This window comes from Mycolicibacterium sp. HS_4_1 (assembly GCF_054515875.1).
On sequence record NZ_CM137261.1, the window covers coordinates 1,672,551 to 1,686,572 of the forward strand.

A 14,022-nucleotide genomic window follows, 5' to 3' on the forward strand; every position below is an offset into this window, starting at 1 on the left:
GTAATCGGTGATCCCGGGGTGGAAGCGGGGCATGAGCGATCGGCATTTCAGATGCCGTGATAGGCAACACCTATCGCCGGTGCTACGGCGCCCGCAACCCGGGTATCGCCGGCAGACGGCAGCGGCTCGAGGACCTAAGCCTCTAGCTGAATATACGGGAGGGGGTATTGTTCAAAGTGATGTGAGCAATACCCCCACCCGTATTTATCGGGATTGGAATAATCTACCCCCGGGGGTAATTGATATACCCGTAGGGGTATAGCTCAGAGTGGTGCTACCCAACGAGGAGAAAGAAGCCGGAGATGATCCTGCAGCAGTACTACCTGGATTGCCTGTCGCACGCGTCCTACCTGATCGGTGACGAAACCACCGGGCGCGCAGTGGTCGTGGACCCGCAGCGCGACGTGGCCGGATATGTCGAGGATGCCAAAGAGCTTGGGCTCACCATCGAACTGGTCATCGAGACCCACTTTCACGCGGACTTCCTCTCCGGGCACCTGGAGCTGGCGAAGGCCACCGGGGCCAAGATCGTCTACTCGTCTGTCGCCGAGACCGAGTTCGAGTCGATGGGTGTCGCCGACGGTGAGCGGTACTCGCTGGGCGACGTGACGCTGGAGTTCCGGCATACCCCCGGGCATACCCCCGAGTCGATGAGCGTGGTGGTTTACGAGCACGCGGATGACCAGACGCCCTATGGCGTCATGACCGGCGACACGCTGTTCATCGGCGATGTGGGTCGTCCCGACCTGCTGGCCTCGATCGGCTTCAGCCGAGAGGAACTGGCGGACAAGCTCTATGAGTCACTGCACAACAAACTGATGACGCTGCCCGATGCGACTCGGGTGTACCCGGCACATGGCGCCGGGTCGGCGTGCGGCAAGAATCTGTCGACAGACCTGTGGTCGACGATCGGCGATCAAAAGGCGACGAACTACGCGCTGCGGGCCGCCGACAAGACCTCGTTCATGAATCTCGTCACGGAGGGGCAGCCGCCCGCGCCGGGCTATTTCGTGTACGACGCGATTCTCAACCGCAAGGACCGTGAGCTGCTGGACGAGACCAAGATGCCGGCGGCGATGACCTACGAGCAGGCCCGCGCGGCGATCGATGCCGGCGCCGTCCTGGTGGACGGGCGTGGTCCCGAAGAATTCGCGCTGGGCCACCTGCGTGGTGCGGTCAACATCGGGTTGCAAGGTCGTTACGCCGAGTTCGCCGGCTCGGTCCTGCCGTCCGATGTCGACATCGTGCTGTTCACCGAACCCGGTGAGGAGCTCGAGGGCAAGAACCGGCTCGCCCGGATCGGCTTCGACCGGGTGATCGGCTACGTGGCCGAGCCGTACGGGGCGTTGGTCGATCACCAGAGTGATGTCCAGGTGGCATCGAGGCTGACTGCCAAAGCCTTTGGCGAAAGGGCCGCCGAGCTGCCGAACCTGCAGATCGTCGATGTCCGCAACCCCGGTGAGGTTGCGGCCGGGACCATCCCGAACGCCATCGGCATCCCGGTGGGGCAGTTGCCCACTCGGCTGGGTGAGCTGGACCCCGCCAAACCGACCGTCGTCTATTGCGCCGGTGGGTACCGCTCATCTGTCGCAGCAAGCCTGTTGCGGCGGAACGGATTCAACGACGTGAGTGACATCTTGGGCGGCTATGGCGCCTGGGCAGAAGCCGTCGAGAACGCCTGAAGAAACGCCTGAAGATCGGAGACATCACAGATATGACCATCACTGCCAAGCACCAGATCGTGATCGTCGGCGGCGGAACCGCCGGCATCACGGTCGCGGCCCGGCTGCTGCGCAAGGGTTACACCGACGTCGCGGTCATCGAACCCTCGGACAAGCATTACTACCAACCGTTGTGGACTCTCGTCGGCGGCGGACAGGCGCAGGCCGCCGAGACCGAGCGCGCCGAATCCTCGGTGATGCCCAAGGGCGCGAAGTGGATCAGGACCGCCGCGAGCGCTTTCGATCCCGACGCGAACACGGTGACCTGCACCGACGGCGCCACCTATGAATACGACGCGCTCGTCGTCTGCCCGGGTGTCCAACTCGATTGGGATCGCACCGAGGGATTGGCGCAGACCCTGGGCCGGGACGGCGTTTCGTCGAACTACCGATTCGACCTCGCGCCGCGGACTTGGGATTTCATCCGAAACCTGCGGTCGGGTACCGCGGTCTTCACCGTCCCGTCCGGAGCCATCAAGTGTGCCGGAGCTCCGCAGAAGATTGCCTATCTGGCAGCCGACTACTGGCGGTCGCAGGGTGTGCTCAAGGACATCGACGTCCACCTCGTCATGCCGGGCGCGCGGCCCTTCGGGATTCCGGCGATCGCGGACAGTCTCGACAAGGTGATCGCCGACTACGGCATCACCTTGCACACCAACTCCGAGGTGACCCTGGTCGACGCGGCGTCACACAAGGTCGGCGTCACCAGCGTCGGGGCCGGTGGGACCGACACCATGCTGCCCTACGACGTACTGCATGCCGTGCCGCGGCAGTCCGCGCCGGACTGGATCAAACGCAGCGCGCTGTCGACGGGCGACGCAATGGGCTACGTCGACATCGACAAGCACACCATGCAGCATGTGCGGTATCCGAATGTCTTCAGCCTCGGCGACGCCGGTTCGTCGCCGAATTCGAAGACCGGCGCCGCCATCCGCAAGCAGGCCCCGGTGGTGGTCGACAACGTCGATTCCTTCCTGAACGGCCGGCCACTGCGAGCGTCCTACGACGGTTACTCGTCGTGCCCGATCGTCACCTCGTCGCACGCGATGCTGCTCGCCGAGTTCGACTATGACCTGAATCTGGAACCTTCGTTCCCGCTACTCAATCCGACGACCCCGCACCGGGCGTATTGGTACCTGAAGAAGTATGGGCTGCCGTTCATGTACTGGAATCTCATGCTGAAAGGGCTTGCCTAGCAATGTTGTTGATCACCCACGAAAGGAAATCGCAATGACCACCAAGACTGTGACCGCCGCCGACTTCCAGGCGACCATCACCGAAAATCCCATTGTCCTCATCGATTTCTGGGCATCGTGGTGCGGCCCTTGCCGTGCCTTTGCTCCGGTTTTCGATCGATCCGCGCAATCGCACCCCGACGTGGTGCACGCAAAAGTTGACACCGAAGCGCAGCAGCAGCTTGCCGCCGCTCTCGAAATCCAGGCGATCCCAACGATCATGGCATTCCGCGACGGCATCCTCGTGTACCGCCAGCCCGGTGCGATGCCGGCTGCGGCCCTCGAGGATCTGATCACCCGGGTCAAGGAACTCGACATGGCCGACGTGCGCGCCCAAATCGCGGGCAAGACGCACTGACCGAAATGTCGTCGGGCACCGTGCGCGACGACGCGACCCGCCGTTCCGCTCGAGGAGAGTGAAGTTCCGTGAATATCGTTCTCGCCCTTGGCTTGGGCGCCGTCATAGGTGTCCTGCTCGGCCTGCTCGGCGGAGGCGGGTCCATCCTGGCGGTGCCGGCGCTGGTCTATGTGCTGGGGCTGGGGATCGAGCAGGCAATTCCGTTGTCGCTGTTGGTCGTCGGCATCGCGTCGGCGGTCGGCGCGATGCCGAAGATTCGTGCCGGGCACGTCCAGTGGCGGTTGGCCGCCATCTTCTCTGCCGCCGGCATCCCGGCAACGTTCGTCGGTAGCGCCATCGGCCGCCACCTGCCTCAGCCGGCCCTCCTCGTCGGCTTCGCGGTGGTGATGGTGCTGGCCGGAATCCGGATGCTGCGGGACAACGGCGGCACCGGTACCGCCTGCAAAGTGGGCGATTCGGGAATCAACTGGCGCCGCTGTGCCTCCAGGTCGATTCCCGCGGGCTTCCTCGTCGGCGTGCTCACCGGACTCTTCGGTGTCGGCGGCGGCTTTCTCATCATTCCGGCACTGGTGTTGATGCTCGGGGTGGAGATGCCCGTGGCGATCGGTACCTCGCTCCTCATCATCGTCGCGAACTCGGTGGCGGGTCTCCTTTCTCATCTGAGCGGCACCAGCATCGACTGGACCATCGCCGCGGCGTTCGTCGGCACGGCGATCGTCGGTTCGTTGATCGCCGGCCACCGGGGCACCCGGCTCGACACCCGGCGGCTGCAGCATTGGTTCGCCTATCTCGTCTTCGCCGTCGCCGCGTATGTCCTTGTCGACACCGTCGTCGCGATCTGGTAGCCGACGCGAGTGCGTTGCCGTTAACGCCCGGGCCGCCGGACGATGTCGCGAATCTTCACCGAACCGACATGTTGGCGCCCCGTCGCGGGACGTGCACGGTCGCGCAGCATCTGGACAATGGCGGTATGGATACCGATACCGGTCGTGGTACGCCGGGTCGCCGCGCCTGGGCCGACCCGCTGGCGTTGGGGTTCCGGGCGCACCGGCAGCTGATGTTGCTCCGCCTGCGGTGGCACGGCCGCCGTATGGACACCCGTCCGGACGGCGAACCGGACTGACGCCTAATTGCTTGCGTCACCTGCGTTTTCCGGAGCGGCGCGAGAGGCGCCGGATGTCGCCGCCGGCCATCTCCTAGCGCTGGTGCCGACGGCTACCGGCGAGTAACCGATTTCTTAGGAATACTCGGTCACCGGACGTGACCAATGCCACATAATTGATCGGTGTGAACACCTGTCAAGTCGTCGACCTGCGCATTTATCGGGTCGCAACCCAGCCGTCATCGGCGCGTCTGGGTCAGCCCACCCTAAGAGAAGTGCAATAATCGGTACTAGCAGTGACATCAAAATTTTGGCGGCGCCGAGCTGGCGATCGTGAGCACGCCCTGCGGCGTCTTGCGGAAACAGTGCGACGGACTGTCGAAACAGAGTGTGAAAGGCAGGCGTCGTGGGTCTTAACGACGGCGACAACGGCACCTCGCGGCAGAAGCTCGAGAAGGTCGTCATCCGCTTCGCTGGTGACTCCGGTGACGGTATGCAGCTGACCGGTGACCGGTTCACTTCGGAAGCCGCGCTCTTCGGCAATGACCTTGCGACGCAGCCGAACTACCCCGCCGAGATCCGCGCACCACAGGGCACGCTGCCCGGTGTGTCGTCGTTCCAGATCCAGATCGCGGATTACGACATCCTCACCGCCGGTGACCGCCCCGACGTGCTGGTCGCCATGAACCCGGCCGCGCTCAAGGCCAACGTCGCCGACCTGCCGCGCGGCGGCATGATCATCGCCAACTCCGATGAGTTCACCAAGCGCAACCTGGCCAAGGTCGGGTACGAGGAGAACCCGCTGGAGAACGACGAACTGTCCGAGTTCGTCGTCATCCCCGTCGCGATGACCACGCTGACCCTGGCCGCGGTCGAGGCCATCGGCGCGACCAAGAAGGACGGTCAGCGCGCCAAGAACATGTTCGGGCTCGGCCTGCTGTCCTGGATGTACGGCCGCGAGCTGGAGCACAGCGAGGCCTTCATCCGCGAGAAGTTCGCCCGCAAGCCCGAAATCGCCGAGGCCAACGTGCTGGCGCTCAAGGCCGGCTGGAACTACGGCGAGACCACCGAGGCCTTCGGCACCACCTACGAGGTGGCCCCCGCCAAGCTCAAGTCCGGTGAATACCGTCAGATCTCCGGCAACACGGCCATGGCGTACGGCATCGTCGCCGCCGGCCAGCTGGGTGACATCCAGGTGGTGCTCGGCACCTACCCGATCACCCCGGCCAGCGACATCCTGCACGAGCTGTCCAAGCACAAGAACTTCAACGTCCTGACCTTCCAGGCCGAGGACGAGATCGCCGGTATCGGCGCGGCCATCGGCGCCTCGTACGGCGGTGCGCTCGGCGTGACCAGCACGTCGGGTCCCGGTGTCTCGCTGAAGTCCGAGGCCATCGGCCTCGCGGTGATGACCGAGCTGCCGCTCATCGTCATCGACGTGCAGCGCGGTGGCCCGTCCACCGGTCTGCCGACCAAGACCGAGCAGGCCGACCTGCTGCAGGCGCTCTACGGCCGCAACGGCGAGTCGCCCGTCGCGGTGCTGGCGCCCGCCTCGCCGTCGGATTGCTTCGACATCGCGGTGGAAGCGGCGCGGATCGCCATCACCTATCACACCCCGGTGATCATCCTGTCCGACGGCGCGATCGCCAACGGCTCCGAGCCGTGGCGCATCCCGGACATCGCCAGCTACCCGGCCATCCGCCACACGTTTGCGAAGGCCGGCGAGCCGTTCCAGCCGTACGCACGCGATCCCGAGACGCTGGGTCGCCAGTTCGCCATACCGGGCACCGCCGGCCTTGAGCACCGCATCGGTGGTCTGGAAGCGGCCAACGGCTCCGGCAACATCTCCTACGAGCCCAAGAACCACGATCTCATGGTCCGGTTGCGCCAGCTCAAGATCGACGGCATCAAGGTCCCCGACCTCGAGGTCGACGACCCGAGCGGCGAAGCCGAACTGCTGATGCTCGGCTGGGGCAGCTCGTACGGTCCCATCGGCGAAGCCTGCCGCCGCGCCCGTCGCAACGGCACCAAGGTTGCGCACGCCCAGCTGCGTCACCTCAACCCGTTCCCGGCGAACCTCGAAGAGGTCCTGCGCAAGTACGACAAGGTTGTCGTGCCCGAGATGAACCTCGGCCAGCTGGCGCTGCTGCTGCGCGGTAAGTACCTGGTCGACGTCCAGTCGGTGACCAAGGTCGAGGGCATGGCGTTCCTGGCCGACGAGGTCGAGGGCATCATCAGCGCGGCGCTGGACGGATCGTTGCGCGAAAAGGAAACTGACAAGGCCAAGTTCGCACGGTTGGCAGCCGCCACCGTGGAAACCGGTGTGGGAGCAAACGCATGACGGATCTGATCGGTGCTGATCTGGGCCTGACCGAAGCCCTCAGCAAAACTGCCCTGGTTCCGACCACGGACCAGCCGCAGAAGGGCAAGGATTTCACCAGCGACCAGGAAGTGCGCTGGTGCCCGGGTTGCGGCGACTACGTCATCCTCAACACCATCCGTAACTTCCTGCCGGAACTGGGCCTGCGCCGCGAGAACATCGCGTTCGTCAGCGGCATCGGCTGCTCCAGCCGGTTCCCCTACTACCTGGAGACCTACGGGTTCCACTCGATCCACGGTCGCGCCCCGACCATCGCCACCGGCCTGGCACTGGCGCGCCCGGACCTGTCGGTGTGGGTCGTCACCGGTGACGGTGACTCGCTGTCGATCGGTGGCAACCACCTGATCCACGCGCTGCGCCGCAACATCAACATCACGATCCTGCTGTTCAACAACCGGATCTACGGTCTGACCAAGGGCCAGTACTCGCCGACCTCCGAGGTCGGCAAGGTCACCAAGTCGACCCCGATGGGTTCGCTGGACCAGCCGTTCAACCCGGTGTCGCTGGCGCTGGGTGCCGAGGCCACGTTCGTCGGCCGCGCGCTGGACTCCGACCGCAAGGGGCTGACCGAGGTGCTCAAGGCCGCGGCCGCGCACCGCGGCGCTGCCATCGTCGAGATCCTGCAGGACTGCCCGATCTTCAACGATGGTTCCTTCGACGCACTGCGCAAGGAAGGCGCCGAGGAGCGGCTGATCAACCTGCAGCACGGCCAGCCGATCACCTTCGGCGCGGAGAACGAGTACTGCGTGACCAAGTCCGGCTACGGACTGGAGATCGGCAAGACCGGTGACGTCGACCCCGGTGACATCGTGGTGCACAACGCGCACATCGACGACCCGGCCTACGCATTCGCGCTGTCGCGCCTGTCGGAGCAGAACCTCGAGCACACCGTGATGGGCATCTTCCGTCAGGTGAACCGGCCGACCTACGACGACGAAGCGCGTGCGCAGGTGAAGTCGGCGATGGATTCCAAGGCGCACGACACGGCCGCTCTGCAATCCTTGCTGCGTGGCAAGGACACCTGGACCGTCGACGAATAGTTCCGACGCTTTGGCTTTGACCGATGACGCCCCGCTGGCCGCAGTTGTATTGGCCGGCGGGGCGTCTCGTCGGATGGGACGAGATAAGGCCACCGTCCGCTTCCGCGGAGCGACGGAGGAGATCACCTTCGTCGAGCAGGTTGTGGCGACCCTGCGGTCGCGCTGCGCGCGGGTGTTCGTCATCGCCGCTCGAGGCCAGGCGCTGCCCGATCTGGACGCTGAAGTGCTGCGGGACGCGACGCCCGGCGTCGGACCCCTGCTGGCCACCGCGCGTGGGCTGCGGGCCGCGGCCGATGCCGGCTATGCGCGCGCCTTCGTGTGCGCCGTCGACATGCCGTATCTGACGGTCGAGCTGGTCGATGAACTCGCCCGGTACGCGGCGCGCGTGGACGCCGACGTGGTGCTGCCCTGGGACGGCCGCGATCACTATTTGGCCGGCATCTACCGGACCGCACTGACTACCCGGGCCGACGAGCTGGTGGCCCACGGTCGGCGCAGCATGCGGGCACTGGTCGAGACCGCCGACACCCAGCGGGTGGTGATGGACCGGCAGCGGGCCCTGGTCAACGTCAACAGCCCCACCGACTTCATCTGAGCAACGCAGCAAAGGTCCATGGCCGCGCAGCGTATCCCTGAATTACTCGCTGTTCGGCGAATTTGCATTTCTCGTTATCGGCGGAATTGGCAACAGATATGCAAATAGAACCACGCAATTCCGGGCAATTTACCGACCGGCCGATGATTGAATTCCAAACATCTTGTGGCACAACAGATTTGGGTGATCAACCCCCCCGGAACGTTGCTTAACCATGCCCGAACGGTTCGTGTCGTGGAGATGAAAAGTCCTGATTAGTGGCGGTATTGAGCGGCCCGATCCAGCCCGGCGCAGTTCGGCGCCCGCTTCGGTAGCGAACTGAGGCTCCGACGCAACGTGATTTCACCGTGCGACACGCCGGAGGTTTAGTGCCGTGCCGCTGAAATACGCCGCTGACCTGCGACGACTGTGGCTAGTGTGAATTGAATTGTGTGCGCCAGGCCACAATTTCATGGTGACCTCTATCACGAAATGTTGTCGAACTGTGATTTGTTAGCGGAGCTTTATACGTCTTGTGACCTGCTTATGTTCTTCACAGGTTCAGTTGTGATCTGGCTGTTATCTGGTCGGGATGGATTAGACATAGAAGCCCGAAGTCTTGCTACGGTCCTATCGCTGCTCGAAGAGAGCAAATAACTGAAAAAACCATGAACCTGCGTGTGAGCGGGATCGCGGTGGCACCAGAGCAGATGGCCTGTTGCCCGTAGCGTCCGTCGGCCTTCAGCCCGGACCGATCAAGCCGCCCCCGCTGTCGTGCCTGACCGAGACGGCACGATTCAGCCCCCTACGCCTGCCTGGCAGGCAGCAAGTCGCACCGCCTATGTGCGGGCGATGGATGGCGCGCGCTCGGCGAGAGGAACGAAGTGAAGAACATCCGCACAACGCTTGGACTGGTTGCCGTTGCCGGGGCAGTTGCTGTGGCCCCGATTGTCATCGGTACCGGTACCGCGAACGCGGACAGCGGTGTCAACTGGGACGCCGTTGCAGCTTGCGAATCCGGTGGTAACTGGGGCATCGCCACCGGTAACGGCTACTACGGTGGCCTGCAGTTCACCATGGGCACCTGGCACGCCCACGGCGGCTCCGGCTCGCCGTCGTCGGCCAGTCGCGAAGAGCAGATCCGGGTTGCCGAGAACGTGCGCGCCAGCCAGGGCATGGGTGCCTGGCCGGTCTGCGGCCGCCGGGGCTAGACCGCACGACGATCAAGCGGCGAGGTACGAGCCGCGTTGAGGAGTGCGGTAATCAGGCTCACGTCCCCGCGCATAAGAGCGCCACAACCGCTCGAACGTGACGACAGAGGGTGTCGGACCAGATGGTCCGACACCCTCTGTCGTTGTCGGAGCCGCCCAGGGCGGTCCGTCACTTGGTGAAACTATGGGGCATGGCGACGCATGACATCGCGACCAGCCTCGGCACCCTGCAGCTCCACGTCACCGGCTCCGGCGACCCGATCCTCCTGATGCCCAGTCTGCTGACCGACCACACGCTCTACGCCGCGCAGGTGGCCCACTTCTCCGCCAGCTACACCACGATCGCGATCGACCCGCCCGGGCAGGGGCGCAGCCAGCCGCTGCGCGGCACCTTCACCTTCGAGGAGAGTGCTCGGGCGTATGTCGATGTGCTGGATGGGCTGGGGCTGCCGTGGGCGCATCTGGTGGGCAATTCGTGGGGCGCCATGATCGGCGGCACCATTTCTGCGATGTTCCCGGACCGGGTCGGGTGCGCCGTGTTGCTCAACGGCACCGCGTCGGAGGGGCCCCGATGGGATCGTCGGCAGCTCGCGCTGGCGGCCCGGCTGACCCGACTGGCCGGACGCCCACTTTTCGTGCGATCGACGGTGGTGCCGCGCTTCCTCGGGGTGACCACCCGCCGGCAGCGGCCCGACCTGGTCGATGGACTGGTGGGAATGATCAGGCGCAACGACGCGCGGTCCGCCAGCTTTGCGGTGGAGAGCATCGTGGTCAGGCGTCCGGACCAGCACGCGTTGTTCGGTCGGATCGGCGTTCCCACTCTCGTGGTCGCCGGCCGTGAAGACGAGAGCTTTCCGGTCGCCGAAGTGCGCCGGATGGCCGAGGCGATTCCGGGCTCAGAACTGGTGGTCTTGGAGCAGGTCGGTCATCTGGCCGCATATGAGGCGCCGGACACCGTCAACGCTCTCATCGACGACTTCCTCGACAGCCACCGCCGCCGATAATCGCGTGAGGCGCCGAGCGGTCATGTGCTAACAACGGAGCATGGCCGTGACACCGTTCGATGACCTCGATGCCTACCTTCGCCTGCCCCGGGTATCCGGGCTTGCGGTCTCGCCCGACGGCCGTCGCGTCGTCACGATGATCAGTGAGCTGACCGACAAGGGTAACGAATTTGTCACCGCAGCTTGGGAACTCGACCCGGACGGGCAGCGCGAAGCGCGCAGGCTGACGTACGGGGCCAAAGGGGAGTCCCAGCCGGCCTTCACCGCGGCCGGCGATCTGCTGTTCGTCGCGGCACGAGCCACCGCTTCCGACGACGATCCGCCCGCGGCGCTGTGGCGTTTACCGGCGAACGGCGGTGAAGCACAACGGATTCTCGAGCTGTCGGGCGGCGTCAGCGCGGTGCACGCCGCCCGTTCGGCTGATGTCGTGGTGGTGACGGCGCCGATGCTCCCGTCGGCCGCCACGCCTGACGACGACAAGCGCCTGCGTACCCTGCGCAAAGACAACAAGGTCTCGGCCATCTTGCACACCGGTTACCCGGTACGGCACTGGGATCACGACTTGGGACCGGATCATGCGCACTTGCTGCGTGTCGAATCCGCTGCGGCTCAGGACATCACGCCGCAGCCCGGCATGGCGTTGAACGAAGCCACCGTTGACATCAGTGCCGACGGGACCTTCGCGGTAGCGTCTTGGGAGATACCCGCCCCGGGAGCGGCGTTGCGTAGTGTTCTGGTTCGCATCGACATCGGCACCGGCGCGCGCACCGTGATCGCCGACGACCCCGATGCCGACCTGGGCAGCCCCGCGATCTCGCCCGACGGCAGCACCGTCGCGTTCCTCCGCGAGACCCATTCGACGCCGAATCAAGCACCGCGGATCACCTTGTGCCGCCAGGTCTTCGGTGGCGAGCCGGTGGAACTCGCCGCGCAGTGGGACCGCTGGCCGACGTCGGTGCGGTGGTCGCACGACGGATCGACGCTGCTGGTGACAGCCGACGACAACGGCCGCGCGCCGATCTTCGCCGTCGACCCCGCGAGCGGAGCGGTCAGTCGGTTGACCCACGACGACTTCGCCTACGGCGAAATCCACCCCGTCGCAGGCGGTGCGCTGTATGCCCTGCGCAGCAGCTACCTGACCCCGCCGCATCCGGTCCGGGTCGACGCCTCCGGCGCCGTGACAGTGCTACCGTGCGTCGAACTTCCCGAATTGCCAGGCGAACTGGTCGAGTTGACGGCAATGACGGACGACGGCACGCCCGTTCGGTCCTGGCTGACACTGCCCGTCGGTGACACGCCGGCACCGCTGCTGCTGTGGGTGCACGGCGGACCGCTGGGCAGCTGGAACACCTGGCACTGGCGGTGGAATCCCTGGTTGCTCACCGCGCTCGGCTACGCGGTGCTGATGCCGGACCCGGCGCTGTCGACCGGGTACGGCCAGGACTTCGTCCAACGTGGCTGGGGTGCTTGGGGTTTCGCGCCGTTCACCGACCTGATGGCTGCCGTCGACGCCGCCTGCGACCACTCGCGCATCGACGCCGGCCGGATCGCGGCAATGGGCGGCTCGTTCGGCGGCTACATGGCCAACTGGATCGCCGGGCACACCGACCGATTCGCCGCGATCGTCACCCACGCAAGCCTCTGGGCTCTCGACCAATTCGGGCCGACGACCGACGGCGCCTACTGGTGGGCCCGCGAGATGACACCCGAGATGGCCGAACGCAACTCGCCGCACCTGCACGTCGAGAACATCACGACCCCGATGCTGGTGATCCACGGCGACAAGGACTATCGAGTCCCGATCGGCGAAGGCCTGCGGTTGTGGAACGACCTGCTGACCAGGTCGGGGCTGCCCGCCGACGACACCGGCGCCACCGCGCACCGCTACCTCTATTACCCGTCGGAAGGGCACTGGATTGCCGCGCCGCAGCACGCCAAGATCTGGTACCAGGTGGTGACGTCGTTCCTGTCCGAGCACGTCCTCAAGGAACACATCGACCTGCCGGAGACCCTCGGCTTAGTCTGATTTGCCGCACTCGCCCCCGCAAGCGGGAGGTACCCCCACATCGCGGCTCGTTCCTCGCCGCTTGATCGTCGTACGGCTAGGTTGAGCAGCATGACTGCACCGCAGCGCGAATTCGACATCGTCCTCTACGGCGCCACCGGCTTCGTCGGGAAGCTGACCGCCCAGTATCTGGCCGAGCATGGGGGGTCGGCGCGGATCGCGCTGGCGGGCCGGTCAATGGACAAACTGGCCGCGGTCCGGGACTCGCTCGGCGCAGCGGGTCAGGGCTGGGGACTGATCCACGCCGACGCCTCGTCGCAGCAGAGCCTGGATGCCATGGCGGCCCGGACCCGGGTGGTTGTCACCACCGTCGGGCCCTACCTGAAGTACGGCCTGCCGCTCGTGGCAGCGTGTGCTGAGGCCGGCACCGACTACGCCGATCTCACCGGTGAGAGCCTGTTCATCCGGGAGAGCATCGACCTGTTCCACAAGCAGGCCGCCGACACGGGCGCCCGCATCGTGCACTCCTGTGGATTCGATTCCATCCCTTCCGATCTCACGGTCTACGCGCTGTACAAGGCGGCCCAGGCGGACGGCGCCGGCGAGCTCACCGACACCGACTACGTGCTGCGCGGATTCTCCGGCGGCGTGTCGGGCGGCACCGTGGCGTCCATGCTCGAGCTGTTCTCGCTGACGTCGCGCGACGAGGAGCTGCGTCGGACCATGATGGACCCCTACACGCTGACGACAGATCGCGGTGCCGAGCCCGACCTGGGGCACCAGTCGGACACCCCGTGGCGCCGGGGCCGGGACATCGCGCCGGAGCTCGCCGGCACCTGGACCGGCGCCTTCGTCATGGCAGTGGCGAACACGCGCATCGTGCGGCGCACCAATTCGCTGCTGGACTGGGACTACGGCCGCCGGTTCCGGTACTCGGAGTACATGAGCCTGGGATCGTCGCCCATCGCTCCCGTCGCCTCGGCGCTGGGGACCGCGGTCAACGCGGCCGTGATGAACCTCGGCAGCCGCTTCTTCAACAAGCTGCCCCGCGGCCTCATCGAACGCGTCGTACCGAAGCCGGGCACCGGGCCCAGCGAGCAGGCCCGCGACCGCGGCCACTACCGCGTCGAGACGTATACCCGGACCACCAGTGGCGCCCGGTACCGCTCCGTCATGGCTCAGCAGGGCGATCCGGGCTACAAGGCCACCGCGGTGCTGCTGGGAGAGTGCGGCTTGGCGCTGGCGCTCGACCGCGACCGGCTTTCGGATCTGAAGGGCGTCCTGACCCCGGCCGCCGCCATGGGCGATGTGCTCCTCACCAGGCTGCCGGCCGCCGGCGTCACGCTCGAAACCGAAGCGCTGGGGCGCTGATTCGCGCAGCAAGCGCGGAAG

General features: G+C 65.8%; 12 protein-coding genes. All 12 read left to right on the forward strand.

Translation table 11 applies throughout. From position 1 onward, the window contains the following. Nucleotides 1-302: 302 nt before the first annotated feature. The 12 genes from ACX12F_RS07950 (at nucleotide 303) to ACX12F_RS08005 (ending at nucleotide 14,001) form a co-directional block, all read left to right on the forward strand. Nucleotides 303-1,682, forward strand: a complete 1,380-nt coding sequence (locus tag ACX12F_RS07950; protein WP_459369060.1) for an MBL fold metallo-hydrolase — start codon at nucleotides 303-305, stop codon at nucleotides 1,680-1,682. Between the two features lie 32 nt (nucleotides 1,683-1,714). Continuing rightward, on the forward strand, nucleotides 1,715-2,917 hold the full coding sequence (locus tag ACX12F_RS07955; protein WP_459369061.1) for an NAD(P)/FAD-dependent oxidoreductase: 1,203 nt from the start codon (nucleotides 1,715-1,717) through the stop codon (nucleotides 2,915-2,917). 34 nt (nucleotides 2,918-2,951) lie between these two features. Beyond that, entirely contained in the window at nucleotides 2,952-3,314 is a 363-nt protein-coding gene (gene trxA / locus ACX12F_RS07960) for a thioredoxin (RefSeq protein WP_459369062.1), read from the forward strand. Between the two features lie 68 nt (nucleotides 3,315-3,382). Then, nucleotides 3,383-4,159, forward strand: coding sequence for a sulfite exporter TauE/SafE family protein (locus ACX12F_RS07965; protein WP_459369063.1), 777 nt, complete (start codon nucleotides 3,383-3,385; stop codon nucleotides 4,157-4,159). A gap of 125 nt (nucleotides 4,160-4,284) precedes the next feature. After that, the gene (locus ACX12F_RS07970; RefSeq protein ID WP_459369064.1) at nucleotides 4,285-4,437 is read left to right on the forward strand and encodes a hypothetical protein; all 153 of its coding nucleotides are present in this window, start codon (nucleotides 4,285-4,287) and stop codon (nucleotides 4,435-4,437) included. Nucleotides 4,438-4,822: 385 nt separating this feature from the next. Further along, nucleotides 4,823-6,757, forward strand: a complete 1,935-nt coding sequence (locus ACX12F_RS07975) for a 2-oxoacid:acceptor oxidoreductase subunit alpha (protein WP_459369065.1) — start codon at nucleotides 4,823-4,825, stop codon at nucleotides 6,755-6,757. Continuing rightward, nucleotides 6,754-7,836, forward strand: a complete 1,083-nt coding sequence (locus ACX12F_RS07980) for a 2-oxoacid:ferredoxin oxidoreductase subunit beta (RefSeq protein WP_459369066.1) — start codon at nucleotides 6,754-6,756, stop codon at nucleotides 7,834-7,836. The genes ACX12F_RS07975 and ACX12F_RS07980 overlap by 4 nt, the downstream gene beginning before the upstream one ends. Nucleotides 7,837-7,852: 16 nt before the next feature. Further along, nucleotides 7,853-8,431, forward strand: coding sequence for a molybdenum cofactor guanylyltransferase (gene mobA, locus ACX12F_RS07985; protein ID WP_459369067.1), 579 nt, complete (start codon nucleotides 7,853-7,855; stop codon nucleotides 8,429-8,431). Between the two features lie 863 nt (nucleotides 8,432-9,294). Then, entirely contained in the window at nucleotides 9,295-9,621 is a 327-nt protein-coding gene (locus tag ACX12F_RS07990; RefSeq protein ID WP_459369068.1) for a transglycosylase family protein, read from the forward strand. A 191-nt stretch (nucleotides 9,622-9,812) separates the two neighbouring features. Beyond that, nucleotides 9,813-10,625, forward strand: coding sequence for an alpha/beta fold hydrolase (locus tag ACX12F_RS07995; protein ID WP_459369069.1), 813 nt, complete (start codon nucleotides 9,813-9,815; stop codon nucleotides 10,623-10,625). A 40-nt stretch (nucleotides 10,626-10,665) separates the two neighbouring features. Next, a complete protein-coding gene (locus tag ACX12F_RS08000) occupies nucleotides 10,666-12,651 on the forward strand; it encodes a S9 family peptidase (RefSeq protein WP_459369070.1) in 1,986 nt (661 codons plus the stop codon). Between the two features lie 90 nt (nucleotides 12,652-12,741). After that, on the forward strand, nucleotides 12,742-14,001 hold the full coding sequence (locus tag ACX12F_RS08005; protein WP_459369071.1) for a saccharopine dehydrogenase family protein: 1,260 nt from the start codon (nucleotides 12,742-12,744) through the stop codon (nucleotides 13,999-14,001). Nucleotides 14,002-14,022 lie beyond the last annotated feature (21 nt).